Source organism: Paraburkholderia sp. BR10937 (assembly GCF_040965695.1).
Classification (GTDB): domain Bacteria; phylum Pseudomonadota; class Gammaproteobacteria; order Burkholderiales; family Burkholderiaceae; genus Paraburkholderia.
The window spans coordinates 1-26,087 of sequence record NZ_JBFRCL010000031.1; the positions used below are offsets into that span (position 1 = coordinate 1).

Annotated in this window: 24 protein-coding genes and 2 pseudogenes; 13 read left to right on the top strand and 13 right to left on the bottom strand. The window is 62.8% G+C overall.

Features of this window, described 5'->3' with window-relative positions:
• Positions 1–492: 492 nt before the first annotated feature.
• From AB4Y44_RS24335 to AB4Y44_RS24350, 4 genes are read right to left on the bottom strand one after another with little or no spacing between them, the layout of a single operon-like run.
• Positions 493–1,212 (bottom strand): amino acid ABC transporter ATP-binding protein, encoded by a 720-nt coding sequence (locus tag AB4Y44_RS24335; RefSeq protein WP_342923875.1) that lies wholly within the window; start codon positions 1,210–1,212, stop codon positions 493–495.
• On the bottom strand, positions 1,199–1,849 hold the full coding sequence (locus AB4Y44_RS24340) for an amino acid ABC transporter permease (protein ID WP_368701111.1): 651 nt from the start codon (positions 1,847–1,849) through the stop codon (positions 1,199–1,201). The genes AB4Y44_RS24335 and AB4Y44_RS24340 overlap by 14 nt, the downstream gene beginning before the upstream one ends.
• Entirely contained in the window at positions 1,846–2,523 is a 678-nt protein-coding gene (locus AB4Y44_RS24345; protein ID WP_342923874.1) for an amino acid ABC transporter permease, read from the bottom strand. The genes AB4Y44_RS24340 and AB4Y44_RS24345 overlap by 4 nt, the downstream gene beginning before the upstream one ends.
• A gap of 58 nt (positions 2,524–2,581) precedes the next feature.
• Positions 2,582–3,388 carry a transporter substrate-binding domain-containing protein gene (locus tag AB4Y44_RS24350; RefSeq protein ID WP_368701112.1) on the bottom strand — a complete coding sequence of 269 codons (807 nt, stop codon included), beginning with the start codon at positions 3,386–3,388 and terminating at the stop codon, positions 2,582–2,584.
• A gap of 394 nt (positions 3,389–3,782) precedes the next feature.
• Between AB4Y44_RS24350 and AB4Y44_RS24355 the strand changes: the two genes are divergently transcribed.
• The gene (locus tag AB4Y44_RS24355; RefSeq protein ID WP_368701113.1) at positions 3,783–5,510 is read left to right on the top strand and encodes a methyl-accepting chemotaxis protein; all 1,728 of its coding nucleotides are present in this window, start codon (positions 3,783–3,785) and stop codon (positions 5,508–5,510) included.
• Positions 5,511–5,828: 318 nt separating this feature from the next.
• Here AB4Y44_RS24355 and AB4Y44_RS24360 read toward each other — a convergent pair whose 3' ends face one another.
• Entirely contained in the window at positions 5,829–6,059 is a 231-nt protein-coding gene (locus AB4Y44_RS24360) for a hypothetical protein (protein WP_342923872.1), read from the bottom strand.
• Between the two features lie 663 nt (positions 6,060–6,722).
• Positions 6,723–8,282, bottom strand: a complete 1,560-nt coding sequence (locus tag AB4Y44_RS24365) for a methyl-accepting chemotaxis protein (protein ID WP_342923871.1) — start codon at positions 8,280–8,282, stop codon at positions 6,723–6,725.
• Between the two features lie 248 nt (positions 8,283–8,530).
• Between AB4Y44_RS24365 and AB4Y44_RS24370 the strand changes: the two genes are divergently transcribed.
• The 3 genes from AB4Y44_RS24370 (at position 8,531) to AB4Y44_RS24380 (ending at position 10,616) form a co-directional block, all read left to right on the top strand.
• Positions 8,531–9,085 (top strand): hypothetical protein, encoded by a 555-nt coding sequence (locus AB4Y44_RS24370; RefSeq protein WP_368701114.1) that lies wholly within the window; start codon positions 8,531–8,533, stop codon positions 9,083–9,085.
• 340 nt (positions 9,086–9,425) lie between these two features.
• Complete coding sequence (locus AB4Y44_RS24375; protein WP_368701115.1) at positions 9,426–9,755, top strand: hypothetical protein; 330 nt, start codon at positions 9,426–9,428, stop codon at positions 9,753–9,755.
• A 309-nt stretch (positions 9,756–10,064) separates the two neighbouring features.
• A complete protein-coding gene (locus tag AB4Y44_RS24380) occupies positions 10,065–10,616 on the top strand; it encodes an N-acetyltransferase family protein (RefSeq protein WP_368701116.1) in 552 nt (183 codons plus the stop codon).
• 101 nt (positions 10,617–10,717) lie between these two features.
• Here the strand turns inward: AB4Y44_RS24380 and AB4Y44_RS24385 are convergent, their stop codons facing one another.
• From AB4Y44_RS24385 to AB4Y44_RS24395, 3 genes are all read right to left on the bottom strand, one after another.
• Positions 10,718–11,107 (bottom strand): VOC family protein, encoded by a 390-nt coding sequence (locus AB4Y44_RS24385; RefSeq protein WP_368701117.1) that lies wholly within the window; start codon positions 11,105–11,107, stop codon positions 10,718–10,720.
• 267 nt (positions 11,108–11,374) lie between these two features.
• The gene (locus AB4Y44_RS24390) at positions 11,375–12,022 is read right to left on the bottom strand and encodes a flavin reductase family protein (RefSeq protein WP_368701118.1); all 648 of its coding nucleotides are present in this window, start codon (positions 12,020–12,022) and stop codon (positions 11,375–11,377) included.
• A 51-nt stretch (positions 12,023–12,073) separates the two neighbouring features.
• The gene (locus AB4Y44_RS24395; RefSeq protein WP_368701119.1) at positions 12,074–13,105 is read right to left on the bottom strand and encodes an NAD(P)H-quinone oxidoreductase; all 1,032 of its coding nucleotides are present in this window, start codon (positions 13,103–13,105) and stop codon (positions 12,074–12,076) included.
• Positions 13,106–13,261: 156 nt separating this feature from the next.
• Between AB4Y44_RS24395 and AB4Y44_RS24400 the strand changes: the two genes are divergently transcribed.
• Complete coding sequence (locus AB4Y44_RS24400) at positions 13,262–14,128, top strand: LysR family transcriptional regulator (RefSeq protein ID WP_368701154.1); 867 nt, start codon at positions 13,262–13,264, stop codon at positions 14,126–14,128.
• Between the two features lie 236 nt (positions 14,129–14,364).
• Here the strand turns inward: AB4Y44_RS24400 and AB4Y44_RS24405 are convergent, their stop codons facing one another.
• Positions 14,365–15,189 (bottom strand): NAD(P)-dependent oxidoreductase, encoded by an 825-nt coding sequence (locus AB4Y44_RS24405; protein ID WP_342923857.1) that lies wholly within the window; start codon positions 15,187–15,189, stop codon positions 14,365–14,367.
• Between the two features lie 69 nt (positions 15,190–15,258).
• Complete coding sequence (locus tag AB4Y44_RS24410; RefSeq protein ID WP_368701155.1) at positions 15,259–16,515, bottom strand: MFS transporter; 1,257 nt, start codon at positions 16,513–16,515, stop codon at positions 15,259–15,261.
• Positions 16,516–17,079: 564 nt separating this feature from the next.
• On the opposite strand from AB4Y44_RS24410, the gene AB4Y44_RS24415 reads away from it, so the two are divergent.
• The 5 genes and pseudogenes from AB4Y44_RS24415 (at position 17,080) to AB4Y44_RS24435 (ending at position 20,019) form a co-directional block, all read left to right on the top strand.
• Positions 17,080–17,814, top strand: a complete 735-nt coding sequence (locus AB4Y44_RS24415) for a ribonuclease activity regulator RraA (protein WP_368701120.1) — start codon at positions 17,080–17,082, stop codon at positions 17,812–17,814.
• 29 nt (positions 17,815–17,843) lie between these two features.
• A pseudogene (locus AB4Y44_RS24420) lies at positions 17,844–18,005 on the top strand (SMP-30/gluconolactonase/LRE family protein); the annotation flags it as partial.
• Positions 18,006–18,135: 130 nt separating this feature from the next.
• Positions 18,136–18,809: pseudogene (locus AB4Y44_RS24425) on the top strand (aldose epimerase); the annotation flags it as partial.
• Positions 18,810–18,987: 178 nt separating this feature from the next.
• A complete protein-coding gene (locus AB4Y44_RS24430; protein ID WP_069267343.1) occupies positions 18,988–19,677 on the top strand; it encodes a FadR/GntR family transcriptional regulator in 690 nt (229 codons plus the stop codon).
• Between the two features lie 57 nt (positions 19,678–19,734).
• Entirely contained in the window at positions 19,735–20,019 is a 285-nt protein-coding gene (locus AB4Y44_RS24435; protein ID WP_342923855.1) for a hypothetical protein, read from the top strand.
• Positions 20,020–20,153: 134 nt separating this feature from the next.
• Here the strand turns inward: AB4Y44_RS24435 and phaP are convergent, their stop codons facing one another.
• Complete coding sequence (gene phaP / locus AB4Y44_RS24440; RefSeq protein ID WP_368701121.1) at positions 20,154–20,717, bottom strand: TIGR01841 family phasin; 564 nt, start codon at positions 20,715–20,717, stop codon at positions 20,154–20,156.
• Positions 20,718–21,162: 445 nt separating this feature from the next.
• Here phaP and AB4Y44_RS24445 point away from each other — a divergent pair, with 445 nt between their 5' ends.
• From AB4Y44_RS24445 to AB4Y44_RS24455, 3 genes are all read left to right on the top strand, one after another.
• The gene (locus AB4Y44_RS24445) at positions 21,163–22,626 is read left to right on the top strand and encodes a catalase (RefSeq protein ID WP_342923853.1); all 1,464 of its coding nucleotides are present in this window, start codon (positions 21,163–21,165) and stop codon (positions 22,624–22,626) included.
• Between the two features lie 282 nt (positions 22,627–22,908).
• On the top strand, positions 22,909–23,520 hold the full coding sequence (locus AB4Y44_RS24450; protein WP_368701156.1) for a cytochrome b: 612 nt from the start codon (positions 22,909–22,911) through the stop codon (positions 23,518–23,520).
• 21 nt (positions 23,521–23,541) lie between these two features.
• A complete protein-coding gene (locus AB4Y44_RS24455) occupies positions 23,542–25,008 on the top strand; it encodes a glycosyltransferase (RefSeq protein ID WP_368701122.1) in 1,467 nt (488 codons plus the stop codon).
• A 270-nt stretch (positions 25,009–25,278) separates the two neighbouring features.
• On the opposite strand, the gene AB4Y44_RS24460 is transcribed toward AB4Y44_RS24455, so the two are convergent.
• Positions 25,279–26,013 carry a DUF2459 domain-containing protein gene (locus AB4Y44_RS24460; protein ID WP_368701123.1) on the bottom strand — a complete coding sequence of 245 codons (735 nt, stop codon included), beginning with the start codon at positions 26,011–26,013 and terminating at the stop codon, positions 25,279–25,281.
• Between the last annotated feature and the right edge of the window lie 74 nt (positions 26,014–26,087).

Here is a 26,087-nt window from a genome sequence, read left to right on the forward strand (position 1 = left end):
TACGGCTGGGACATGCTGGTCGTCGCGCTGGTCTCGCTGGTGTTCTATTACTGGGGCGTGAATTCGGGCTACCGCTCGCCGTACCTCGCGGAACGCCAGGAGCACGACGAAGTCCTCGAGGGCATCGCAGTCCATTGAACGTCGATCGCCTGTCGTGCGCGCGTGGTCATCGCCAGCAGAGATATCTCTGCTGGCGCTCTGAAATGCATTACAGGCTGCGAAGACGCGGGAGCATTGCAGGGGGCGGCGTCCATTGCATGGTCGAACGCTTTGACGCTGGCACAGCTCGAAGATCGGAGGAGGAAAAGGCGCGTCACGCGGGTGGGCATGACGCGCGAAGAACTTCCCTGGGGCGTGTATCAAGCGCCAGGAAATACCGATCTCGACCAGGCACGTAAGTCCGTCGTCCAGACCTGACGAGCACTCTCGCGGCGTCGCTCGGTAGTCAAAGTCTACCCATCGTCAGCATGGGACGGACAGTACTTCTGGGCATCACTGGATGAAACGTCGTAGCTCTACCGTGGACGGGCGGCCGAAGATGTCCTCGGGCGGTCCGCTTTCCCATACGCGGCCTTCGTGCATGAACACCACGTTGTCACTGACCGCGCGCGCGAAGCGCATTTCGTGGGTAACCATGATGAGAGTCATGTTCTCGCGCGCGAGGCTTTCCACGACGCCCAACACCTCGCCCACCAGTTCGGGGTCGAGCGCGGATGTGATTTCGTCGCAGAGGAGTACGCTCGGCTTCATGGCGAGTGCGCGCGCAATGGCGACGCGCTGCTGCTGTCCACCCGAGAGTTGATTGGGATATGCGTCGAATTTGTCGCCCAGACCAACGCGCTCCAGCATTCGATGCGCGTTGGCGCGCGCTTCCTTGCGCGGCGCCTTCTTGACAACCGTCTGTGCAAGCATCACGTTTTCGCTGGCCGTGAGATGCGGAAACAGGTTGTATTGCTGGAAGACCATGCCGACCTTCAGCCGCAGTGCCCGCAGGTCCGCGTGCCGTGCATCGACGTGTTCGCCGTCGATTTCGATCGATCCCGCGTCGATACTTTCGAGCCCGTTCAGCGCCCGCAGCAATGTGCTCTTGCCGGAGCCGCTGCGCCCGATGATGCTGACGACCTGGCCGCGTTCGACCGTAAGGTCGATTCCCTTCAGTACATGATGGGCGCCGAACTGCTTTTCGACGCCCTCGGTCTTAACAAGCGGCATGCCATCTCCTTTGCAGGGCCCGCGCATACCGCGTAAGCGGGTAGCACAGGGCGAAATAGACCAGCGCAACGAGTCCGTAGACGAGAAACGGGCGAAACGTCGCGTTCGAAATTTGGGTGCCAGCCTTCGTGAGTTCGGCAAAGCCGATAATCGACACGAGCGCCGTATCCTTGATGGCCTGCACACCGAAACCCACGGTGGGACCGATGGCGATACGCGCGGCTTGCGGCAGGATCACGTGACGTAACTGCTCGAAATAGTTCATGGCGAGACTGGCGGATGCTTCCCATTGACCTTTGGGCACCGCCTCCACGCAGCCGCGCCAGATTTCTGCCAGATAGGCACTGGTGAAGAAGGTAAGGCCAAGCGTGGCCGCCATCCAGGCTGAGACGTCGACACCTAGCAGTGGCAGGCCGAAGTACACGATAAACAGTTGCAGCAGCAACGGCGTGCCCTGGAACACTTCGATATAGACACGCACGAGAGCGCGCAGCACGCGCGAGCTCGATACGCGCATCACGAGCAGCAGCAAACCGACCATGCCACCGGTAACGAACGAAACGAGTGAGAGCAGGACAGTCCATCGCGCGGCCAGGAGCAATCCTGCGACGATCTGCGCGAATGTGAACTCGATCATCGCGCACCTCGCATGTTGCGCGTGAACAGTCGTCGGCCGGCGGCGGTGAGCGCGGCGCGCAGGAGTAGCGCCATCGCAAGATAGATCCCGGCGATGAGGAAATACGTTTCGAAAGCACGGAAATTGCGCGACTGCACGTAGCTAGCCGCATACGTGAGATCCGCGACCGAGATCTGCGAGACGACGGCCGAGCCAAGCATCGTGATGACGATCTGGCTCGCCAGCGCCGGGAACACCTTCGCGAATGCTTGTGGAAGCAGCACGTGCACAAACGTTTCGCGGCGCGACATCGCGAGTGCCGCAGCGGCCTCGTGATGGCCGCGCGGCACCGCTTCAATGCCTGCGCGCAGGATTTCCACGGCGTACGCACCGAGGTTCAGCGTCATGGCGAGCACGGCCGCGGTGTATTCGCCGATGTGCACGCCAAGGGCGGGCAGACCGAAGAACACGAAGAAAAGCTGGACGAGAAACGGCGTGTTGCGAATCGCCTCCACGTAGGCGTGGACGACTGCGCGCGGCGTCGCGCGGGGGCTCTGATATGCGGCGGCGCCCGCAACGCCGAGGCTGATGCCCAGCAGCGTTGAACTCGCCGTGAGCGCAAGCGTGACTGCGGCGCCGCTCGCGAACATGGTGGCATAGGCGGCGAGGTCGCCGAACTGAAGCTGATAGCTCATGAGGAAATGAAGGTTGCGTAGCGGAACTTGCCAGACGCGCGTGGTGGCAACGCGGGCGTCACAGATTGGCGGGCAACGGTTGACCGAACCACTTTTTCGACATCGCCTGAAGTGAACCGTCTTTCTTCGCTTGCTCGATGGTTGTGTTGACCCTGGTGAGCAGTTGCGGCTCGTTCTTGTTGAGGCCCACGAAACACGGCGAGTCCTTGATGACGAACTTCATCTGCGGTTCGCGCGGCGGGTGTTTTGCGAGGATCGCCGCGGCGACGATGTTGCCCGCCGCGATCAACTGCACCTGGCCCGAGAGAAATGCCTGGATGGTCGCGTTGTTGTCGTCGAAGCGTCGGATGGTGGCGTTGGGCGCCATGTTGGTGAGCGCGACTTCTTCGAGTGCACCGCGCGTAGCGCCAACCGTTTTGCCAGTGAGGTCCGCCGCTGTGTTGACCTTGATGTCGGCTGGCCCGAAAACGCCCTGGAAGTACGGAGCATAGGCCTGCGAAAAATCGATGACCTTCTCGCGCTCCGGCGTTCTGCCGAGCGAGGAGATCACGAGGTCGACCTTGTCGGTCTGCAGGTAGGGAATCCGGTTCGCGCTGTTGACGGGCACGAGTTGAAGCTTGACCTTCATCGATTTTGCGAGCAATGCCGCCATGTCGATGTCATAGCCTTGCGGCTGCATGTCGGGACCGATAGCGCCAAACGGAGGATAGTCCTCCGGGACGGCGACGCGCAGCGTGCCGCGCTTGGCGATGGCGTCGAGCGCATCGGCGTTGGCGGCCTGTACCGTAACGAGGGCCAAGGCTGGCGCTGCCAGCAGCGCGGCGAGCCAGCAGCGACGGTGAAATGAATTGGACTTGTATTCCATGCTGGATTTCCGAGGAGATTTGCCGCTCGCCATGGGTATCAAGCGCGAGCGTGCCATGCTCCAAGCAAGGACCGCGCCAATGCCGGCGCGCCAAGCCCGTGATCCTCCAGGCAGATGAAATGACTGCGCCAGTTTTGGCTCGATGTCGGGGATATTCACCAGATCGGTGCGTGCTGGCTTTTGCGGGGAATGCATCACGAGCACGCAGGTGCGTTTCGCGCGACGCCACGCGGGTAGTTCCGATTTGCCTACCGCAAATTCAGGAAAACCTGACAGCTGTCCCGTTTCAGTCATTGCGGCGAAACACCGTAAACATGGTGGTACCACCGGCTACGAACAAGTCGCAACGGCGAACCACGTGAGCGCCGGTCGCCCGAACTATCAGGAAGTCAGCATGCACAGCTTCACACAAAGTATCAAATTCAAGATCGTTCTTGCATTCAGTGTATGTCTGGTACTCATCGCTGCAATGGGTGTCTTTGGTCAGTTCGGGCTTTCGCGGCTGAATTCGAATGTAAGCGATTCCTATGAGGGGAACCTGCTTCCGATTCTTGATCTCGAGGACATGCGAGCCGCACTGCTCGAAATGCGCCTTCAGGTTCGTCGCGCCCAGTCTCTTCACGATGTGGCACAGACGAAAGCCGGCATCGGCAGGATTCGCGCGGCTCAGGATCGCCTCAGCAAGGGCTGGAGCGACTACTACCCAAACCGCGTCTCCAGCGACAAGGAGCGCGAAATCGCCGACACCATCAAGAATTTGTTGCCGCAGTTCGAGGCAGGCATTGATGCGGAGGTCTCGGCGCTGGAAGCTGGCAACTACGACGCCGTATCGACACTCGTTGACACGTATGGCGACGTGGCCAATGCGACCAGCAAATCGCTCGACGACGACGTTGACGAAAATCGGCGCCAGGCAAAGCAGTCTGTCGACGACAGCGAAGGCACTTTTGGCACGATTCGCTGGGTATCCATTGCGCTGATTGGCCTCGGTCTCGTAGGTGCCACGGGAGCCATGTTCTATCTTTCCCGGGCTGTTACGAAGCCGCTCGGCGAAGCGGTGGGCATCGCGAACCGGATCGCCATCGGCGAACTCGAAAACCGCATCACGGTGCGCACACGCGACGAATTTGGCCAACTGCTCGAAGCGTTGAATAAAATGGACCAGCAGTTGAGCGACACCGTGCGGGGCATCAAGTCGGGCGCCGAGTCGGTCACCGTGGCAGCGCAGGAAATTGCCGCCGGCAACGCCGACCTGTCGGCCCGCACCGAAGAGCAGGCGGCGTCGCTCGAAGAAACAGCATCAAGCATGACTGAGTTGACCGAAACCGTGAAGCAGAACGCCGAGAACGCCCGGCAAGCCAATGCGCTTGCAACCCGAGCCACCGATATGGCCGATTCAGGCAACGAAGCCGTACAGGGTATGGTCGGCACGATCGAGCGGATCAGCGGCAGTTCGACGAAGATTTCGGAGATCACCGGCGTGATCGAGGGCATCGCGTTTCAGACCAACATTCTCGCGCTCAATGCCGCAGTGGAGGCAGCGCGGGCGGGTGAACAGGGTCGGGGATTCGCGGTGGTCGCCAGTGAGGTTCGCAGCCTGGCACAGCGCTCCGCGGCGGCTGCAAAGGAGATCAAGGAACTGATCGGTTCGTCTGTGGCGATGATTCGGGACGGGGCACAGCAGGCGGGCGACGTAGGTGCGACGATGGGGGAGGTCAAGCAGGCGATCAAGCAGGTGTCCGACATCGTGGGCGAAATTGCGGCGGCGTCTGAAGAGCAGAGCCGCGGCATCGAGCAAGTCAATCAGGCCGTCATGCAGATGGACGACGTGACCCAGCAAAACGCCGCGCTCGTTGAAGAGGCCGCGGCAGCGGCGCATTCGCTCGAAGAGCAGGCAATGAGTCTTGCGGGTACGGTTGCGGTGTTCAGGCTTGCCGACGCAGGTGCACCGAATTCGCGCGTACGTATACCACAGGGTCAGACGCGCACGACCGCAACCAATGCAACGGCGCGAGTGACAAGCCCGGGGGGCAAGCCGGTCGGGAAACCACCCGTTAGCCATGCTGATCATATCCTTGCGGCTGTCGCGGGCTCTGTCCGCGAAGACTGGGAAGTGTTCTGATGCCCGGACTCGTCACTGCACTTCAGATGGAGGGCGTTGAGAACCATCTGGCACTGGCAACGACATTGCAGGATACAAAGAGAGCCTGATTGGAGTAGTGGTCGGCCCACAAACTCAGGAGTATTACTGCTGACGCTCGCGGACCGCTGGTGACCCTCAAGGAACATTCATTCTTGCCGGGAGGCCGCTCGCCTGCCGGGTACAGACGAAGGCCACCGCGTCGATTGTGTTGTCGCCGGCACGGCGATACGCTCGGGCGCCGAAGGCCCTGAATGTGCAAATATCAGGGCTTTCCCGTTTCCGTAAGCCAGAAGGGCCTCAGGTGTGCCGCTTCTCGAGGATCAGGATGATATGCAATGAGTCTGTGCGAAACGAAAGCACGCGCTCGTCGACCCTGAACCTCTCTACACTACCGCCAAACTCCAGTTCGATCAGGTCGCCGCCTTGCGGAAATGGATCTCCTGTCTCGTGCACAGCAAGGATGTTCGGACCGTCATATTGCGCAGCGAGTGCTTCGTCGGAGAATTCGATTTCGATGATCACTTTCATGTGCGCCTCTCTGGTGTGAGGGTTGACGAGATCAGAAACTTGATTTTCCCACCTACGGCGGTTCACGGTCCGATGGCTGCACATGCCCATTGTGCCCACCCAGGCCAAGACCGCACGTCCGATGCGTCTATTGAGAGGCTCGCGGTACCGCCCCGGGCGCGCGAGCGCCGATGCAGGCTGGGCGCAAAGCCGTAAGAGCCGCTCGTGGCACGAGCGGGGGACGGCGCCGCCGGGGAACGTCTGCGCGAGCGCGCCCTCGAGTGTGACCGCTGCTGCCGGCTATCGGTGCCCTTGCTGCTGGTTCTCGCCGCTTGCGCGTTGCTGTCTCCCGGCGTGAACCGTACGGTGTAGATCATATGCCCGGAGCAGCGTGTCGCAGACGGCGTAGGCTACCGATCAGGATGTACGGCAATACATTTCATGCGCGCATTTACCAGCGCAAAGCAGATAGTCGAAGACCGCTCCGACACTCTGCCCGACGTCAGTACCTTCGGTGTGCAGCAAAAGATGCGGGTTTTCCGGCCGATGGAAAGCGCGAGCCTCGCGCACGGAGGGGTGCAGGTTCGCTGCTGCCTGGGAACAACGTGCGCCAGCGAACCGCGCAATCGTGAGTGAGCCGGGAAAGGGACTCGCGGCTCAAGCACACCGCCGACGAGTACGTCTTTAATCAGTGGCGCCCTGCAACTGGAACGTGTTGACGACGTCGCGCAGCATCTGCGCCTGTTCCTGCATGGACTGTGCGGCAGCGGCTGCCTGTTCGACCATTGCCGCGTTTTGCTGCGTGGTTTGGTCCATCTGGGCAATGGCAATGTTGACCTGCTCGATACCGCGACTCTGCTCGTCGGAGGCGGCCGAGATTTCGCTGATGATGTCATTGACGCGCCTGACTGCCTCGACGAGCGAAAGCATCGTTCCGCCTGCCTGCTCGACGAGCGCCTTGCCTTGGCCGACCCGATCGACCGAGTCTTCGATCAGGCTCTTGATCTCTTTCGCCGCATCCGCGCTGCGCCGCGCGAGATTGCGCACTTCGCCCGCGACCACGGCGAATCCGCGTCCTTCTTCTCCGGCGCGCGCCGCTTCGACTGCTGCGTTCAACGCGAGAATATTGGTTTGGAATGCGATGCTTTCGATCACCGAGATGATATCGACGACGCGCGCCGAACTCTGCGCGATGCTCTGCATGTTTGCGACAACGCGCTGGACGACCTCTCCGCCTTCGCCCGCGAGTTGCGTCGCGCTGCGCGCCATCTGGTTCGCCTGCAATGCGTTGTCCGCGTTCTGCTTCACGGTGGCGGTCAGCTGCTCCATGCTCGCGGCGGTCTCGCCGAGCGACGACGCCTGTTCTTCGGTTCGTGCGGAAAGATCGAGATTGCCTGAAGCGATTTGCCCCGCAGCGACCGTGATTGTTTCAGTGCCGCCCCGAATTCGCCGGATCGCGTCAGCCAGCCGGGTCTGCATGCGCTGCATCGCGAACAGCATGCTTGCCTGGTCGTCTCGGCTCAGCGTTACGGGGCGCGAAAGATCTCCGTCTGCGATGGTTTCTGCCACGAGCGCGGCATACGACGGTTCACCGCCAAGACTGCGCTTCACATTGCGGATAATCAGCACGAGCGCAAGCGTGCTCACACTCCCGATCGCAAGAATGGTGACCAGATAATGCAGGAGATTGGCGTGGAAGGCGTCGTCGATATCGTTCACATAGACGCCCGAGATCAGGTACCAGTCCCAGGCATCGAAGCGCTTGACGAAGCTGATCTTCGGGACGTGTTCGGTTTTGCCGGGCAGTCGCGCCATGTAGTCGACGTAGCCTTCGCCTTGCGACTGCGCGAGCTTCACCATTTCGACGAACAGGAGCTTCCCGTCCGTATCCGCGTAGGTGGCGACATCCTTGTTGCGCAGGTCCGGGAGCGTGGGGTGCATGATGACGACCGGCGCCGCGGTCGTGATGATCATGTAGCCATTGCCCGGATAGCGCATCGCCGAGAGTCGCGCCATCGCCTGGTGCTTCGCCTGGTCGAGCGTCAGTTCGTGCTGTTCGACGAGCTTCGCGTAGTCAGCTACGATGCCATACGCGCTGTCGACGACGTTCTGCACTGCCGCCTTACGCTCCGAAAGCATGGTTGAACGAGACTGCCAGGCGGTCCAGCCGCCGAGACCCACCAGGCCAAGCCAGGTAATCAAAAGTGCGAGCCACAGTTTGGTGTTCAGGCTAAATCGGTTCACGCCGCCGTCTCCATCGCGGGCCGCCCGGCGGCGCACGTGCCGTGGACGGTGTTCAGCCGCCGTGGCGTCCCGATGGACGCGCGAGTTCCCGGCGGATATCTGTGGTTTACGGCACTGCAGCGTGGTACCTGAGTCAGGACGCATTGGGTTAACTGCGTATTGCTGCCTCCTGCGTCAATTGCGATTCCGATCCCCCCAACAAGATTTTCCCAAACATCAATATCTGGATGTAACGCAGCGAGAGCTACATGAAGCCATCGCCGCGCTCAACCTGTCCTGGTGAATGCGTTTGGCATAAATTTGGCCGGGTTCGTCGTTCGGCTCTACAGACTCGTGCGCAGATGCCGATAAGGAAGGGTTGGGCGAGAGAGGGCAACGGATTTCGGAAATTTGCCAGTGGTACTTTTTGTATCGACCAACCGCGGAAAGAGGAAGAAAGCAAGGAGAAGACAAGAATGGATCGGGCGATTTTATCGCGGCTGCGTCAAACTATTGACGACCTGGAACGCTTATCAGTGATTCTTCCCCAAAAGAATGAGGGAGCCATATTCCTCGCTCGGATCATTCATCAGTTGCAGATCCTTCAGGACACGGTCATTGCGGGGGATGCCCGCGAAACCTTATTTGTGTGCTCAGAGCAGATTGCGTCGATCGGGCGCTCGCGTGAGACGTTCGTGCGTGTCGCTGGCCTCGTCCTGTATGCTCAGGCCGTTGAGATTTTGACGGCGCTACAGAAGGAGGCGCACGTCTTCGCCGCCATTCAGCCGCAACATCACGGACCTGGCAAGATGATTCACGGGTAATGTGCGCGGGGCATCGAAGGCGTAAGCGGGAAATGAGCAGGATGATCCGCTCGTCGAGATTGCTGCGCTTCGCTCCGAGGATGACGCTATTGCCTCGCGTTCGATCACCGTCAGCTGCTTGGGCAATTACGAAAAGTGGGTCATCGTAGCAGCCGATGTGGTTGATGGGGACGAGCTAGAGCAGGTCTGGGTGCAGCAGTTCAGATGCGGCGATAGTGAATGGCGAGTGAGAACCGCCAATGCGACGAGATTGCGGTCGACAGACCACTGATAACGGAAAACAACGCAGGAAAGCGGCAGTGCCATCGAGCGGCCGGGTTCGAAGAACGTGAGAAATGGATTGAAGAGCATCGCCGTAGTGGCACTCCTAATCATCAGCACATCGTCGCTCTTGATTGCCTGCGGAAAAAGGACTGGGGACGAGTTCGTCGGATCGTGGAAAGTCAAGGACGATATCGACTCGACAATTATCGCTCGCAGCGGCTACGATTTTGTTGTTACGAACACCGGCGATACGTCGAGCAGGATGTTTTTTCGCTACGAGCACGGAATTCTCGTAATGAAGGGTTCCGCCGGAATGCTGGAGATACGCTACGACAGCATCCACGACGCGATCGTCGCATTCACCCCCGGTTTTCCGGTGGAAATCGTATTGCCCCGGGTCAAATAGGCGGGTGAGCGTCGTCATTGCGTGCGCGAAACAAGGGAAAAGGGGGAGGGCATGAGAACGCTGATCGCAGTGGGTTGCAAAGGAACACAGTCCGCGCAGCAGTTCAAATTCCGGACATTCGACCTGTAATGTCAATAAAGTAGCGAGACTACATCGCTGGAGGTGTGCGGAATGCCTGCAGCGTCGTAGACCAACGAGCGCGCGGATGGGAGTTCCTCCGTTCGATGCAAAAGCGAATGGGTCAAAGCGACCCGATTCGGCCAGTCAAGCATGCGCAATGCGGACGCTCTCAACGACGTTGCGCTGTCTATGTCTACTCCGGCCAATGGTTCTAGAATTGCTGCTCTCACCTCGAAACTGCTCCTGATGCTTACAATCCGCCCACTCACCAGCGAGTCGCACAGCGATTGCGCGAACGTGTTGCGCATCTTTCTGGAGGCACCTTCGTACACTGAACTCGTCGAAGGTCGGCTGCCCTCCGAGGAAGATGTTGACGATTTCTTCAATGGCAAGCCAACCAGTAAGAATTTGGCGGACAAATCAGTCTTCGGATTTTACGTTGAGCCAGACATGGTCGGCTGTGCTGACGTGATTCGCTCGTATCCGAACGATGACTGCGTATGGATCGGGTTGCTGCTTTTTTCAGGAGCGCATCAGAGTCGAGGCTACGGACAAACTGCGCTGGCTTTGATCAACGAGATGGCGCGTGAGTGGGGCTACCGGAGACTGCAACTCGCCGCTATTTCGACGAATCCGCGCGCGTTAGCGTTCTGGCAACGCGAGGGCTTTGAGACCGCCTATAGCACGACCAATCCGAGATTCATCGGCAACGTCATCGTGATGGAGCGACCAATCAGATAGCGCCGTCGAATGGCTCAAACTAGCCGGAGTTCACCCTTCGCGCCGCCGTGCAACTTGCTGCAAAGCGATCGAGCCGGCATCCAATTTGGATTGCGCATGCATCATGACGACCACGCCGAGTTTTGCAAAACGATTCGGTAGCCGTCGTGATCTTCAAATGTTCTACCTGACACGTCCCAATAAGGGTTGGGCGACGTCACGCGAACAAAGCCGTTCTCGGCGAGGCGATCGCAAGTCGACTCCCACTCAGCTCGCTCCGGGGCATAAAACACCAGCAAATCCTCACATGTTGGTGTTGGCGCGACCGGATGTTTGCGGCACTGTGTGAACTCGAAGTGATAGTCCAAGCCGGAACGTCCGAGCATCACCCCGTCGAACCCCTGATGGTCTTGAAATTTTGCCAGTACAACGAGGCTGAGCGCCGCGCAATACATACTTTCTGTCCTCGAAAGGTCGCTGACAGGTCTGGCAATTCTGAGATGTGCTTGCATTGGAATTCTTGTCGGGATCGTTGGCCAAGAGTGTCGAAACGTCGATCGCTAAGGATACGTCGAACGAAAATTGTCGCCAATTCTCACTGCCTCGCTGACTGACCGAAAGTGGCCGACCTGCGTCCCACGCGGCTTTGACTTGCGTAAAGGGTTGTGAATTATGCTGCGTGTGTAGATCGACCCTCAACAGCCGCTTGGTCCGGGATCAAGCCAACGGCAGCTTCCGAGGTCTAACGGCCTTTCACGAGCCGACCGCGCCACCCTCCGTCATCGTGCTGCGGGGTGATTCACCCCGGGCGGGCGCCCAATATCGAATCGACTCTCGGGTGTGACGAGCGCATAGGCCGATGGGCCGCCTGCCCGAAGAATGATACCGGCGCCGAAGGTGTCGAAGGTGCCGTCTTTAAGCAAGTCCTGGCGAATGTGAACAGCCACGACTTCTCCCAGCACGAGCCATGTTGTAATAGGCATGCCTTTGTGATTGCGAAGCTGAATCACATCGGCCAGCTTGCATTCGAAGTTAACACCACTCTCTGCCACGCGTGGAACCGTGACTTGCCGGGACGGAGCGGGGGTCAGCCCGGCCACTTCAAACTCGTCGACTTCGTAAGACACCATTGCGCACGTTGCATTCATCTTTTCGGCGAGATCGCGTGTGGTGAGGTTCCAGACAAACTCCCCCGTTTCTTGCACGTTGCGTAGGCTGTCCTTCGCGTCGATGCTCGAGAAGCCGATGATCGGCGGATGGTAGTTGAAGGCGTTGAAAAAGCTGTATGGCGCGAGATTTAGCATGCCGTTGCTGCCGCGCGTGGAAATCCATCCGACGGGCCTTGGACCGACGATTGAATTAAATGGATCATGCGGCAATCCATGGCCTTGTGACGGTTCGTAGTAGTGGTAGCGTGCATCAGTCATGGTTTTGATCGGAGATGTGAGCAATGGCAAGTCAGTGGCCGGAACTGCGCGTCAGGCTGCGCGTGCCGCCCGGGTCGTCAGCACGATCTTGCCGATATGCGTGCCCGAGTCCATCAGCGCATGCGCGCCGCGCGCATCGTCGAGATCGAAGGTCCGATAGATCACGGGCTTCACCGCGCCACGCCGGAAGTGAGGCCCCACCCATCGCTTGAGATCCTCGATCAGCTCCGCCTTTTCCTCGTGCGAGCGCGAGCGCAGCGTCGAGCCATTGTGCGTGAGGCGTTTCGTCAGCATCGGGAACAGGTCGAGTGCTTGCGCGGACCCCTTGATCACGCCGATCTGCACGATGCGGCCGTTCATCGCGGCCGCCGCGTAATTCCGCGCGACGTAATCACCGGCAATGATATCGACGACTACGTCGACGCCGCGCCCATCCGTCGCGCGCATGACCTCCTCGACGAAATCCTCGTTGCGGTAGTCAACCGCGACATCGGCACCGAGCGCGAGGCTTGCGGTGCGGTGTGCGTCGGAGCCGACCGTCGTGATGATCTTCGAGGCGCCGAACGCCTTCGCGAGCATCGTCGCCGTGGTGCCGATCCCCGATGCGCCGCCATGGATCAGCACGCTTTCGCCAGCCTTGAACTTGCCGCGCTGGAACAGGTTCAGCCATACCGTCAGAAAGGTCTCGGGGATCGCGGCTGCCTCGACCAACGTGAGGCCAGCGGGAACCGCAAGCGTGGCGCTCTCGTGCGCGACGGCGTACTCTGCATAGCCGCCCCCCGGGACCAGCGCGCAGACGAGATCGCCTACCGCGAACCGCGTCACATCGCGCCCGACGGACACGATCTTGCCTGCGACTTCGAGCCCGGGAATGTCCGACGCGCCCGGTGGCGGATCGTACAACCCTTTGCGCTGCAGCACGTCAGGGCCGTTCACACCGGCCGCATGAATGTGGATCAGCACTTCGCCGTCGGCCGGCGCGGGAACAGAACGCTGCACGGGTGCCAGCACGTCCGGGCCGCCCGCCCTCGTAATGTCGATAGCGGTCATCGCCGCGGGAATGCCTTTAGTTTCGTGTGACACGACATCATCCCTTCTAAAATGCCGGATGCGCTGCGGATTCGAGCGACTCGCCGAATCGCCGCATCGGTTGAAAAAAGTGTAGTCGCGCAGCCTGCGCTTGACGTGCAGCGAATTGCTGGTCGTATGATGCAAATTTGCATCACGCCGGGGGGCGACATGAACTGGGACGACGCGCGCATCTTCGTCGCGCTCCATCGGGAAAGGACCTTGCGCGCCGCCGCCCGCGCGCTCGACATCGATCAGGCCACGGTGGGCCGCAGGCTTGCGGCGCTCGAGCACGCGCTCGGCGCGACGCTGTTCCTGCGTACGTCGAGCGGCTATGAGCTCACGCCGGTCGGGAGGATCGCGATCCGTGCAGCCGAGGCGATGGAGGAGTCCGCACACGATCTCGTGCGCCACACGCAAGGCGTGGACAAGCGGCTCGCCGGCGAGGTGAAGCTCTCGACGACGGATGCGCTGGCCCACGAGTTCGTGATGCCGGCCCTCGAACGCCTGCATGCGAAGCATCCGGACGTGTCGGTGATGCTCGACACGACGACCATGCTCCTCAATCTCGCGAAGCGCGAAGCCGACATCGCGATCCGGACCGTCAAGCCGCGAAATCCGGATCTGCTCGCCCGCCGCCTGGCGCACTGGGAAGTGGGGCTGTTCGCGTCGCACGACTATGTGCGGCGCCATGGCGAACCGGTGCCGGGCGAGCGGTTCGCCGGGCATGATCTCGTCGTCTACCAGCCGTATTTCGCCAAGGCGCGGGTCCCGGCGTTCGTCGGGGAACCGCTGACGGACGGCCGCATCGTCGCACGGCTGAACACGAACCTGACGTTGCGCGCGGCACTCAAGGCAGGTCTTGGCATCAGCGAGATACCCGTGCCAATGGGCGAGCGAGACAGCCTTGTGCGGATCTGGCCAGACCGTACAAACGACGCGTCGTATGAGGTTTGGCTCGTCACGCATCAGGATCTGCGGCACACGGCGCGCATCCGCGTGACGATCGAAGAGATCGTCATTGCGTTCGGCCGATAGCAGCGAATACCCCGCTCGTGGCAGTGGAGGTTGTAACTTCTTCCCCTGAACTACCGGATCAGTCCGTTATCCGGGCGGAGCGGACGCACAAGTGTCCGTCTCAGTGCAAGGCGGGATGTCCGTAGTTGGCCGACTACACCCCATTCGCAATCGCTCTCCCCAGAGACCCCCGAAGAACCAAAAAAAAAGCGCCCCCCCAAGGGGCGCCCAAACGCAAACACCGGAAAAGCGGCGAATCACGACCGCTTGCCGCGCTGCTCCACCGGCGTGAAATCGAAGCTGGCGAAACTACCGCCCTGATACCGCTGCGCAGTCGCGTCGAGCGGATTCTGCTGCGCCAGAATTTCAGCGGCCCAGTCTTCCGAATTCTGCTTCGGCTCATAGCCAAGCCGCTTCGCGTCGTCGTGCGCGCCTTCCTGAATCCAGTAGCTGCGTGTGTTGTTCGACACGCCCCAGACCACGGCAAAGCCGATCTCATCGACATTGATCACACGATCGACGAGATGGAACAGGTCCTCATGGCCGAACCACGTGCTCAATTGACGGAACTCGGTGGGCTTTGGCAGGCAACTGCCGATGCGCACGTTCACGGTTTCGATGCCGTGCTTGTCCCAGTACAGGCGCGCGAGCGATTCGCCCCATGCCTTGGAAAGACCGTAGAAACCGTCCGGGCGAAATGCGCAGTCGAGCGTGAGCTTCTCTTCCACGGGGTACATGCCGATCGCGTGATTCGAGCTCGCGAACAGCATGCGCTTCGTGCCATGGCGGCGCATGCCTTCGTAGACTTCGACGAGACCGCGCAGGTTGTTCTCGATGATCTCGGGCAGGGGGCGCTCGACGCTCGTGCCGGCCATGTGGATCAGCACATCCACGCCGTCGAGCAGGCGGTCGACCACGGCGGGGTCGCGCAGGTCGCCGTGCATCACGTCTTCGCCCGCGACGAGCGGTTCGAGCGGCTTCGAGCCGGCCGCGGAACGCAGGTTCACACCGCGTTCGAGCAGGCCCTTGCGCAACACCGTGCCGAGCTGGCCGCCCGCACCGGTCAATGCAACTTTTTTCACTGTGATTGTCCTCACGTGGAAATGCCGAAAGCCGGCACCCTCGCGGGCGCCGGCCGGTGAACAGGGCGATCAGGCCTTCACTTTATGCGAGGACTGAAGCGCGAGGTTGTCCGCATTGTCCTTCTGCTCGTTCGAGATCAGTCGCCATGCCACGCAGGCGCCGATGATGTCGAACAGCATGAGGCACACGAACAACGGGTTATAACCGATCGTGCTGGCCACTGCGCCGACGATGAGCGAGAACACCGTCGCGCCGAGGTAGCCGAACATACCCGAGAGACCCGTGGCCGTGGCGACTTCGTGCTGGCCGAACACGTCCGACGCCAGCGTGAACAGCGCGCCGGAAATCGTCTGGTGTGCGAACGTGCCGACACAGAAGAGGGCGATGGCGGCGTAGGGGCTCGCAACGAGGCCCACGCAGGCCGGACCGACCATCAGCAGCGCGCCGGTCGTGATGACGAGCTTGCGCGAGGTGATGAGCGAGCAGCCGAACCAGCGGATGAAGAGCGGCGCGAGGTAGCCGCCCACGAGGCAGCCGAGGTCGGCGGCGAGGAATGGCATCCACGCGAACAGCGCGATTTCCTTCAGGTTCATGTGACGCACGGTGACCATGTACAGCGGAATCCACGCGCCGAAGGTCTGCCATGCCGGTTCCGCGAGCATGCGCGGAATGCCGATGCCCCAGAAGCGGCGCGTGTTGAGCACTTCCTTGAACGAGGCGCGGCGGCCGCGGGTCGACTTTTGCGCTTCGGTCTGGCCTTCGCGGATGTAGTCGGCCTCTTCCTGCGAGAGCCGCGGGTGTTCCGCTGGCATTTTGAAGAACACGAGCCACAGCGCCACCCAGATCAGCGCGCCGCCGCCGGTGACCATGAACGCGAACTGCCAGTTGAACTTGAGAATGCACCACACGACGAGCGGCGGAGCCAGCATCGCGCCGATCGAGGTGCCGGTGTTGAGCCAGCCGGTCGCGACCGAGCGCTCCTTGGCCGGGAACCATGCGCTGATGGCCTTCATGCCGGCCGGGAAGATCGCGGCTTCGGTCATGCCGAGCATGCCGCGGAAAGCCGCGAGCGCGGGCCAGCTGCCGGCGAGGCCGTGCAGCATGTTGGCAACGGCCCAGCCGAACGCGAAGATCGCGAAACCGATCTTGATGCCCACGGAGTCGAGCACGAAGCCGGCGATTGGTTGCGCGAGGGCATAGCAGGCCTGGAAGGCCGTGACCACGTACGAGTACTGCTGCGTGGTCATGTGAAGCGTTTCAGTCAGCGTGGGTGCGGCCACCGCGAGCGAGCTGCGCGCGAGGTAGTTGAAGATGGTGCCGATCATGACGAGGCCGATAATCCACCACCGCACCCCCTTGATTGTCTTGCGTTGCACTGCGCGTCTCCTGCTGTTGGCGGGCTCTGGCACGAAGCTGTGCCGGAAGGTGAACCCGAATGGCTGTGTTTCTGTGCGTGGCGCCCCGTGCTGGCCTGAGTCGCTTCAGGCGACAGCGGTGCTGGTCTCCCGCTGGCCGGGATGAAGGGCCGTGTCGGTGCACATCGGGTCCTTCATGTAAGACATCATTCTATTTTGGCTAAAGTTGTAAAGCAAATATGAGGCGCTGGGGATTTCCCTGGTGCGGGATCGGGGTCGGACGCCCGGCGCGGCCGCTGGACGGGCATTCGTTGAGCCGGGTCACATTTTCATCGGCCGCATCCGCGGGATCTGACGAGCGATTTCACGCCTGTCCGAAGACTGGTCGTCATACATCCCGGGGCGGCCCGCAGCGCAATGGCGGGTTGACAATTTCTGTGTTGTATTACAACAATGCGACCCATCCGCTCGACAGTTTTTCGAGCCGCCGCCCGCGCCACGCGCACCACGACACACGACAACGGACGAGACACGATGACTTCCCCCGCCATCCCCGTGAGCGATGCCGCGCTCGAACAGCTGCGCCACGTTTCCAACGCCACGCTCACCACGCAACTTTTCAAGCGCGGCCTGCGCAACGTCTTCCTGCAGGGCGTGAAGCCGCTCGCCGCGCCGGCGCCGGGCGCTCCCAATCTGGTCGGTCCGGCCTTCACGATGCGCAACATCCCTGCGCGCGAAGACCTCGACCAGCTGAGCGCGTTCCAGAACCCCGAGCATCCGCAGCGCAAGGGCGTCGAGACCGTGCCCGCGGGGGCGGTGCTCGTGCAGGACTGCCGCGGCGTGACCGATGCCGCCTCGATGGGCTCGATCCTCGCCACGCGCATGAAGGTGCGCGGCGTGGCCGGCATGGTCTCGGACGGCCCGGTGCGCGACAGCGCGACCATCGAGGCGCTCGGCATTCCGGTGTTCTGCGCGGGCGCCTCGGCGCCGCTCAATCTCTGCAGGCACCATACGGTCGACCTGAACGTGCCGATCGGCTGCGGCGGCGTGGCCGTGTTTCCGGGCGACATCATCGTCGGCGATGCGGACGGCGTGGTCGTGATTCCGCGTCATCTGGCCGAGGAAGTCGCGCGCGACGCCACGGAGCAGGAGACGCTCGAGCGCTTCATCACCGAACGTATCGAGGCGGGCGCAGCGCTGCCGGGCACCTATCCGCCGAACGAGGCGACGCTCGTCGCGTACGAAGCCTGGAAGAAGGAGCAGCGTTGAGCACGCAGCACGATGTGACGCTCGATGCGGTGTCGACGCCGCCGGTGCGTCCACTCGAGGCGCACGACGCGCGGCGCTCGTCGGTCGGCGAGTGCCCCGTGTGGCGCGCGGAGGAAAGCGCGCTCTACTGGGTCGATATTCCCGCGCAAACGCTCGTGCGCTATGCGGTCGATACGGCGCGCCGCACCGAGCGAGCCGCCTGATCCGGGCCTTCGACTACGCCATCGACGCCGGGGTGCGCGGCCTGCCCGAGCCCGCTTTCGCGGGTTCGCTGCGCGCGACCGGCTGACCTTTGCCCTTTACGCGTTGCCGATATGCCGCGAGGGCGTGGTGCGGGAGCTTCCGCTGCATGGCTTCGCGCGCGATCTGCCGTTCGCGGCGCAGGTCGAGCCGCAAGGCGACGGCGTGCGCATGGCGCTCACCGACAGCGCGTCGACGCGCGAGATGTACCCGTTCGGGTTTCGCTTCGAGGCGGCCTACCGGCTCACCGACGAAACGACGCTCGACGTGGAACTGACCACGACGAACACGGGCGACGCGCGCATGCCGTATTACGCGGGCCATCACTTCTATTTCGCGCTGCCGCACGCGCAGCGCGGCGAGGCGAGGCGACGATCGCGCTGCCGCGCAATCTCCAGCGCCGTCAGTTGCCGGACGGCACGACGACCGGGGCCGCGCCGGGCGCGACGCACTACCGCTTCGACGACGCGCGGATCATCGACCGCTTTCATTGCCTTGACGGCGAACCGGATGTGCCCGTGCGCATCGAGATGCCGTCGCAGCAGCGCGCGATCGAAATCGATCTGCGCCGGCCCGGTTCGGCGTCATGGTATGCGGTCACGACCTGGACGCTCGCGCCCGATTCGGACTTTTACTGCGTCGAGCCGTGGCTCGGCCTGCCCGACGCGATTCACACCGGCCTCGGCCTGCGCTGGCTGGAGCCGGGAGAGACGCAGAAAGCGGTACTGTGCATCCGCGTGAGTGCGCTGCGGTAGGGCGCGGCAGCGCAAAAGTGCAAGCGGCTCTAAATTGGCCGCAAATTGGTAAAGCGGGACGGAAAGGGCGGAAACACCCGCAAAATGGGGGCTGGCCGGGGGCAGGTGGACGCTATCGGCCCGCCATATGACTTACAATTGACGACACTCCTGACAACCCAAAGTGCACCGTCCGATCATGTCTGAGCAGAAAGCGCCGAATATGCCGGCGCGGATTTACAGCGACATCCTCAATCGCATCATCGAGGGCGAATACAAGGAAGGGGAGCGCCTGCCGACCGAGCACATGCTCGCGGAGCGCTTCGCGACCTCGCGCCCCACGGTGCGCGAGGCGCTTGCCCAGCTGCGCGCGGACGGCATCATCGCCACGCGCCACGGCTCGGGCACGACGGTCATGCGGCGTCCCGATCCGGACGTGCGCCGCTTCGCGCCGCTCGAAACGCTGTCGGACATTCGCCGCTGCTACGAATACCGCGTGGTGGTCGAAGCCGGGGCGGCCTCGCTCGCCGCGCAAAAGGCCGAAGACGAAGACATCGCCGCGATCCAGCGCGAGTGGGACAACTTGCAGACCATCATCGAGACCTCGGGCATCGGCGCGAAAGACGACTTCGCGTTCCATATGGCCGTGGCGCGCGCCTCGAAGAACCAGTTCTTCATCACGGCGCTCTCGGGCATCCAGGAGCAGATGGTGTTCAGCATGAACCTGTCGCGCAACCTCTCGCTCGTGAAGTCGATCGAGCGGCAGCGCCTCGTGCAGCAGGAACACCTCGAAGTGCTCGAAGCGATCCAGGCGCGCGACCCCGAACGCGCATCGACCGCCATGCGCGCGCATCTCGAGCGCGCGGTGAACCGCATGTTCGGCTCCTGAGCCCGCCTGCGCGGCGCGTGCCTTCATGGGTCAAACGCTCTGCGCCGGCTGGCTGTTGTGACTGTGGCGATCGCGGCGAGCGCGCCGATCGTTGTGCCGGCACCCGCACAGGCGCGTGCCGTGCGGCCCGTCAGCGTGATCGCCGACGCGCGCATGCCCGTCGATACCTCGCAAGGTCACGCGCAATTTCCGCTTTATCTGAGCGCGGACTGGAACGTGCCGCAGCCCGCCATCCAGCGCGCCGTGGTCATCGTGCACGGACGGCTGCGCAACGCCGATACCTACTTTCGCGCCGCGCAGCATGCGCGCGAGCTAGCGGGCGTCGATCCCTGCGCGCCTTGATGGCCAGCGCCGCGTTGCGCCGGACCGGCCAATAGCAAACGGGCGTGGAACTCGCATTGCACGAGATCCACGCCCGTCTTCAGTCCGGCTGGCGGCAGCTGTCGCCCCCGCCAGCGGAAAGTCAAGCGTAACGCTTAGGCAGCCTGCTTGGCGGCGCGCGCCGACGCTTGCGCGACGGCCTTCGTCGCGGCCTTGCCGGCGGCGTCGAAGTTGCTTTCTGCGAATTCCACAGCCTGCTTCGCAGCCTTGTTCACCGACGCGTACGCGTTGTTGGCGGCGTTCAGCGCCGACTTGACCGCGGCGACAGCGGCTTCCGAGCCGGCCGGGGCGTTCTTCACGGCGTTGTCGACGAGCGTTTCGAGCGCACGCTGCTGCGTTTCGTACTGCGACTGGGCGGCGGTGGCGAATTCGGCTTGCGTGGCCGAAACGATGCCGTAGACGCTGCGGCCATAGGCCAGCGCCTTTTCAGCGGCGGGCTGGGCGAAGCCGGCCTGCACGGCGAAGAAGCCTTGCGGGTCCTTGGCAGAGAGTGCGCGCTGGGCTTGTTCCTGACCTTCGGCGAACGCCGAGCGGGCCGTTTCGATATTGAGTTCGGCGAGCTTGACCGCGCCTTCGAATGCCTTGCTCGTCAGGCCAAAGAGGGCCTCGAGACCGGCTTTCTGGTTGGCGGCGAACTGTTCGGGGGTCGGCAGGTTCATGTCTCTTTCCTTTTGGGGGGACGCTACGCGTCGGTTTCGGTTACGAAAACAAACTTTCGGTTCGATCACCGGTTCGCGCAGAGAAGGTTTTGTGCGATGCAGCAATCGAGTTCATGGTAACCGATCCATAAAACGTGTCAAGAACTTTTTGTGCGCCGCAACAATTATGTAAACGCCTGATTTTGGGTGGAAATTTCCAACACGGCGACAGACGCCCCGCCGGGCCGCGCGGCGCGTGAACCGCTTGAGCGCAGCGCTTCGCGTCTGCGCGCAAAATGGCCATTCCCTCGGGCGAGCGCGGGTGTCGAAGGTCGGCACCGGCGCGCAGCCCGGGTTGGCCCCCCAATCTAGCGGTGGCGGCTCCGACTGCGGCTCGAACGCCCTGCAGGAGTCGAACGGGCGCGGCGCGCGCAGCCGCCATTCGCGAATCATCAGGAGAGCGGTAATGGGTGCATCGAACGACAAGTCTCTCGGTCATTCCACGACGAGCACGGGCGCGCCGACTGTCAGCGACCGTAACTCGCTCACGATCGGCCCCGACGGCCCGATCGTGCTGCACGACGTGCATTTCCTCGAGCAGATGGCGCATTTCAACCGCGAGAAGGTGCCCGAGCGCCAGCCGCACGCGAAGGGCGCCGGCGCGTTCGGCGAATTCAAGACCACCGAGGATGTGTCGCGCTACACGAAGGCTGCCTTGTTCCAGAAGGGCGCGAGCACGGAAATGCTGGCGCGCTTTTCGACCGTCGCGGGCGAAATGGGCAGCCCCGACACCTGGCGCGACGTGCGCGGCTTTTCGCTGAAGTTCTACACGACCGAGGGCAACTACGACCTCGTCGGCAACAACACGCCGGTTTTCTTCGTGCGCGACCCGATGAAGTTCCCGCACTTCATCCGCAGCCAGAAGCGTCTGCCCGACTCGGGCCTGCGCGACGCCCAGATGCAATGGGACTTCTGGACCAACAATCCCGAGTCGGCGCACCAGGTCGCCTATCTGATGGGCGAGCGCGGCCTGCCGAAAACGTGGCGCCACATGAACGGCTACGGCTCGCACACCTTCATGTGGGTGAACGCAAAGGGCGAGAAGTTCTGGGTCAAGTACCACTTCCACACGAACCAGGGCATGCAGTTCTTCACCAACGCCGAAGCCGCGGCAATGGCGGGCGAGGACGCCGACTTCCACAGGCGCGACCTGTTCGATGCGATCAAGCGCGGCGAATTTCCGTCGTGGACGCTCTCCGTACAGGTCATGCCGTACGCGGAGGCGAAGAAGTACCGCTTCAATCCGTTCGATCTCACGAAGACGTGGTCGCACAAGGACTATCCGCTCATCAAGGTCGGCACGATGACGCTCAACCGCAACCCGGAAAACTTCTTCGCGCAGATCGAGCAGGCCGCGTTCTCGCCGGGCAACACGGTGCCGGGCATCGGCCTCTCGCCGGACAAGATGCTGCTGGGCCGCGCGTTCGCCTACAACGACGCGCAGCGCGCGCGGATCGGCACGAACTTCAACCAGCTGCCGGTGAATCGTCCGAAGGTGCCCGTGCAGACCTATATGTTCGACGGCAACATGACCTACGAACATAGCGGCAACGCACCGACTTACGTGCCGAACAGCTTCGGCCGTCCGTGGGCGGATACGACGGGCGCGGCGGACGACGGCTGGGAGGCCGATGGCGACATGGTGCGCAGCGCCTACTCGCTGCATGCGGAAGACGACGATTTCGGCCAGGCGCACGATCTCGTGCGCAACGTCTACAACGACAAGCAGCGTGAGGCGCTGATCCAGCAGGTGGTGGCGAGCCTGAGCGGTGTGGGCAGCCCCGTGCGCGAGCGCGTGTTCGACTACTGGAAGAAGATCGACGCTGAAGTGGGCTCGCAGATCGAAAAGCAGGCGGCCAACGCGAAATAAGCCGCCGAAGCCGCGAAAGAACCGGAACGGGTTGCATAGCCCGTTCCGGTTTTTCTTTTGTACGCGTCAGTTTGCGGGGCGTCGCATGACGGCCGGCCGCCGCCAAACTGGCAGAACCGCCATCTGGCGGATTCTGCAGCGTCAGGGACGAGGGGGCATAATGCGCGAGTCGCCGTGTGGGCAGCATCGCGCAATCCCGCCGGCGGACCGCGCGCGGCGGGAATAAATTTGCCGCGCCGGGCGTTATCCCTACTGATCCGCAACGGCCAAGCCCACGTGAAAATTCCCCTTTCCGCCGAATCCCCGTTTGTCGGTGCCGACGCCGGCGCGCAGAAGTACACGCGCGTTGCCGTGCTATTGCACTGGTTGATCGCGCTACTGATCCTCACGAACGTCGCACTGGGCCTGATTGCCGCGCTGCTGCCCGACGGCGCGCTTTCGGACACCGCCATCCGCTTCGTAATCGATACGCACAAGTCGATCGGCATTACCGTGCTCGGACTCGCGATCCTGCGCGTGCTGTGGCGTCTCACGCATCGCCCGCCTGCGCTGCCCGCGGAATTCCCCGGCTGGGAGCGCGCGTCGGCCCACGCCGCGCACGTCGCGCTCTACGTGCTGATCTTCGCGATGCCGCTTTCCGGCTGGCTGCACGACTCCGCATGGGTCGCCGCCGCCTCGCATCCCATGTATCTCTTCGGCCTCGTGCAATGGCCGCGCATCGGCTTCATCATGAACCTCGATGCGGCCACGAAGGAGCAGTTGCACAACCAGTTCGGCGCGCTGCACACCGCGTGCAGCTATGCGCTCTATGGCGTGCTCGCGTTGCATATTGCGGGCGCACTCAAGCATCAATGGATCGACCGTCATTCGGTGCTGCGCCGGATGATGCCGTGAGCAACACGAGAAGGGTACGACTTGAAAAACACGCTTGAAGAGGCGCTCGCCCGCACGTCGCCGCGCCTCGTGCCGCCTCCCACGCCATTCGCGAGCGTCGCGATCCACCTGGGCGTCATGGCGCTCTGGTTCGTGCTGTTTGCGCGCGCGTTCTTCCTGCAAGGCGTGGTCGCGTGGTCCACGGGCATTGCCTATGTCGTCTACGACACGGTGTTGCTGCTGTTCGTCGCCTGGAAGGCGCGCGTGCTGCTTGCGCCTGCGGCAGCGCCCGCGGCCGCAGGCGCGGCGAAGCTGCCGACGCTCGGCGTGATCGTCGCCGCGCACAACGAAGCGGCCGTGCTGCCGATTACGCTCGACGCGCTGTTCGCGCAGACCCGCGCGCCGCAGCAGATCGTGATCGCCGACGACGGCTCGACCGACGGCACGGCTGCCTTGCTCGCGCGGCGTTATGGTCTGGCCGACCCGGGCGAAGGCCAGTTGAGCGCGCCTTCGCCGCAATATCCGAATCTGCGCTGGCTGAAGCTCGCACACGGCGGCAAGGCGCGCGCGCTCAACGCGGCGTTGCTTGCGATCGCAACGGAAACGGTCATGACCGTGGACGCCGATACGCTGCTCGAACCCGACGCATGCGCCGCGATGGCGAGCGCGTTTGGCCGCGAGCCGGCGCTGGTCGCGGCGGCGGGCCTGCTCACGCCGGTTTGCGACCATACGTTGAGCGGGCGCTTTTTCCAGTGGTTCCAGACCTACGAGTACATCCGCAATTTCATCTCGCGCTTCGCGTGGATGCGCGCCGACAGCTTGCTGCTGATCTCGGGCGCGTTTGCGGGCTTTCGCCGCGATGCCGTGATGGCCGTGGGCGGCTTCGATGCGGATTGCCTCGTCGAGGACTACGAACTGATTCACCGCTTGCGCCGTTATTCGGCACGCAAGGGCCTGGGCTGGGAAGTGCGCGTGCTCGGCACCGCCCGCGCGCGCACCGACGCGCCCGGTACGCTCACGACCTTCCTGCGTCAGCGCCGCCGCTGGTTCGCGGGCTTTCTGCAAACCCAGTACTGGTATCGCGACATGACCGGCAACCGCAAGTACGGCAAGCTCGGCCTCATGATGCTGCCCGTGAAGGCGTTCGACACCGTGCAGCCCATTTACGGACTGACGGCGTTCGCGCTGTTGATCGGCTTCCTGTTCGACGGCCGCTTCACGATCGTGCTGCCGGTGCTGGGCGTGATCGTCAGCAAGATCGCGATCGACCTCGCGTTTCATCTGTACTCCGTACATCTCTACCGGCGCTGGAGCGGCGACCGCACGCACTCGAGTTTCGGCATGGCGTTTCTCGCCGCCATCTTCGAGCCGTTCTCGTTCCAGTTGATGCGCCATAGCGGCGCGGCGCTCGGCTGGCTGCATTTCCTGCTCGGGCGGCGCAAGTGGGGCGTGCAAAGCCGCACCGGGCTGGCGGCGGCGCGCAGCCGCGAGAGCGCGGCGTCTCAATGATCTGATTTCCGTGGCATTCGACTTGCTCCTGGCTTAAAAGGGCCGCGCAAGGCGCGCGGTGCCGGCCTTTAAACCGGTCAGGGAGAGTCAAATGCATCGATTCAGCGTCCTCGCTTTACTATTGCCGCTCGCACTAGCCGGCTGCCTGTCGTTCAGCAGCAGCGATCCCAACCCGCCGCCGCCGCGGACCGTCGTCGTCCCGCAGCAGCCGGCCACCGAGGCGCCGCCACCCCCGCCGGGTGCGGCTTGTGTTGCGCCGTGCTGACCGATTCACCGACTTGCGGCAGCGTTGGGCATCGCGCCGTCCGGCGCTTTCGTGTCCAGCGCATGCCGCACTTCGCGCATCAGGCTGCGCGCGAACAACACGTCCGGTACATCGTCGAGACCCGCCGAGCGCAACGCTCGCGCGGTCCACGTGTTGCAGGTATGCAAGGCGTCGTAAGTCCCTGACGCCGCGAAGTAGACGCTGCCCGTATAGGGTCCGTCGGCGAGGCGGCGCGGTGCGCCATCCGCATCGGTTTCCAGCGAAGTGCGCAGATAGCGCTGAACGCTGGCAAGCCCGGCGTCGTCCACTGGCACCTCCACGACGTTCTGCGAGCCGAAGGCCGCCTCCGGGGCCGCGCGCAGTACCGTCATCAGCACGGTGGCCTGGCTCGGCATGAGCGCGCCGATCATCGTCAGCGGATCGTGGCGGCGTTCGACCACGAACTGTCTCTCTCCAAAGCCGAAACACAGAACGGTTGCGTCGTCGAAGCCGCGCGCAAGTGCGTCGACCCAGACCTCGGCGTCGTGCACACGCAGGCAGATGTCGGTGTGCCAGTCGCGCTGCACGACGGCAACGGACGTGCGCGGTGGGCCATCATCGGCCGCCGGTTCGATCGCGGCCGGCAAGGGGCCGGCCATGTTCGTGCATGCGCCGAGTGCGAGCGCGAGCACGATCGCGCAAAGCGCTTGCCAGGCAGCAATTCTCGTTGGACGCTCGTTCACGCAGGTCGCTTCGGTCATTGGAACTCAAGGCCCTCCAGTTGCATGCTGCGCCTGCATATAGCATGCCGCGCGAGCGCGTTGCACCAGCTTGA

Bases quoted from the DNA above. Each gene is read 5' to 3' on its own strand.
- AB4Y44_RS24400 (WP_368701154.1), top strand. From the start codon at position 13,262: ATGAACTGGGACGACGCGCGCATCTTCGTCGCGCTCCATCGGGAAAGG.
- AB4Y44_RS24445 (WP_342923853.1), top strand. From the start codon at position 21,163: ATGGGTGCATCGAACGACAAGTCTCTCGGTCATTCCACGACGAGCACG.
- AB4Y44_RS24415 (WP_368701120.1), top strand. From the start codon at position 17,080: ATGACTTCCCCCGCCATCCCCGTGAGCGATGCCGCGCTCGAACAGCTG.
- AB4Y44_RS24335 (WP_342923875.1), bottom strand. From the start codon at position 1,212: ATGCCGCTTGTTAAGACCGAGGGCGTCGAAAAGCAGTTCGGCGCCCAT.
- AB4Y44_RS24380 (WP_368701116.1), top strand. From the start codon at position 10,065: ATGTCTACTCCGGCCAATGGTTCTAGAATTGCTGCTCTCACCTCGAAA.
- AB4Y44_RS24370 (WP_368701114.1), top strand. From the start codon at position 8,531: ATGAAGCCATCGCCGCGCTCAACCTGTCCTGGTGAATGCGTTTGGCAT.
- AB4Y44_RS24390 (WP_368701118.1), bottom strand. From the start codon at position 12,022: ATGACTGATGCACGCTACCACTACTACGAACCGTCACAAGGCCATGGA.
- AB4Y44_RS24360 (WP_342923872.1), bottom strand. From the start codon at position 6,059: ATGAAAGTGATCATCGAAATCGAATTCTCCGACGAAGCACTCGCTGCG.
- AB4Y44_RS24410 (WP_368701155.1), bottom strand. From the start codon at position 16,515: ATGATCGGCACCATCTTCAACTACCTCGCGCGCAGCTCGCTCGCGGTG.
- AB4Y44_RS24355 (WP_368701113.1), top strand. From the start codon at position 3,783: ATGCACAGCTTCACACAAAGTATCAAATTCAAGATCGTTCTTGCATTC.
- phaP (WP_368701121.1), bottom strand. From the start codon at position 20,717: ATGAACCTGCCGACCCCCGAACAGTTCGCCGCCAACCAGAAAGCCGGT.
- AB4Y44_RS24385 (WP_368701117.1), bottom strand. From the start codon at position 11,107: ATGCAAGCACATCTCAGAATTGCCAGACCTGTCAGCGACCTTTCGAGG.
- AB4Y44_RS24460 (WP_368701123.1), bottom strand. From the start codon at position 26,013: ATGACCGAAGCGACCTGCGTGAACGAGCGTCCAACGAGAATTGCTGCC.
- AB4Y44_RS24430 (WP_069267343.1), top strand. From the start codon at position 18,988: ATGTCTGAGCAGAAAGCGCCGAATATGCCGGCGCGGATTTACAGCGAC.
- AB4Y44_RS24340 (WP_368701111.1), bottom strand. From the start codon at position 1,849: ATGATCGAGTTCACATTCGCGCAGATCGTCGCAGGATTGCTCCTGGCC.
- AB4Y44_RS24345 (WP_342923874.1), bottom strand. From the start codon at position 2,523: ATGAGCTATCAGCTTCAGTTCGGCGACCTCGCCGCCTATGCCACCATG.
- AB4Y44_RS24350 (WP_368701112.1), bottom strand. From the start codon at position 3,388: ATGGAATACAAGTCCAATTCATTTCACCGTCGCTGCTGGCTCGCCGCG.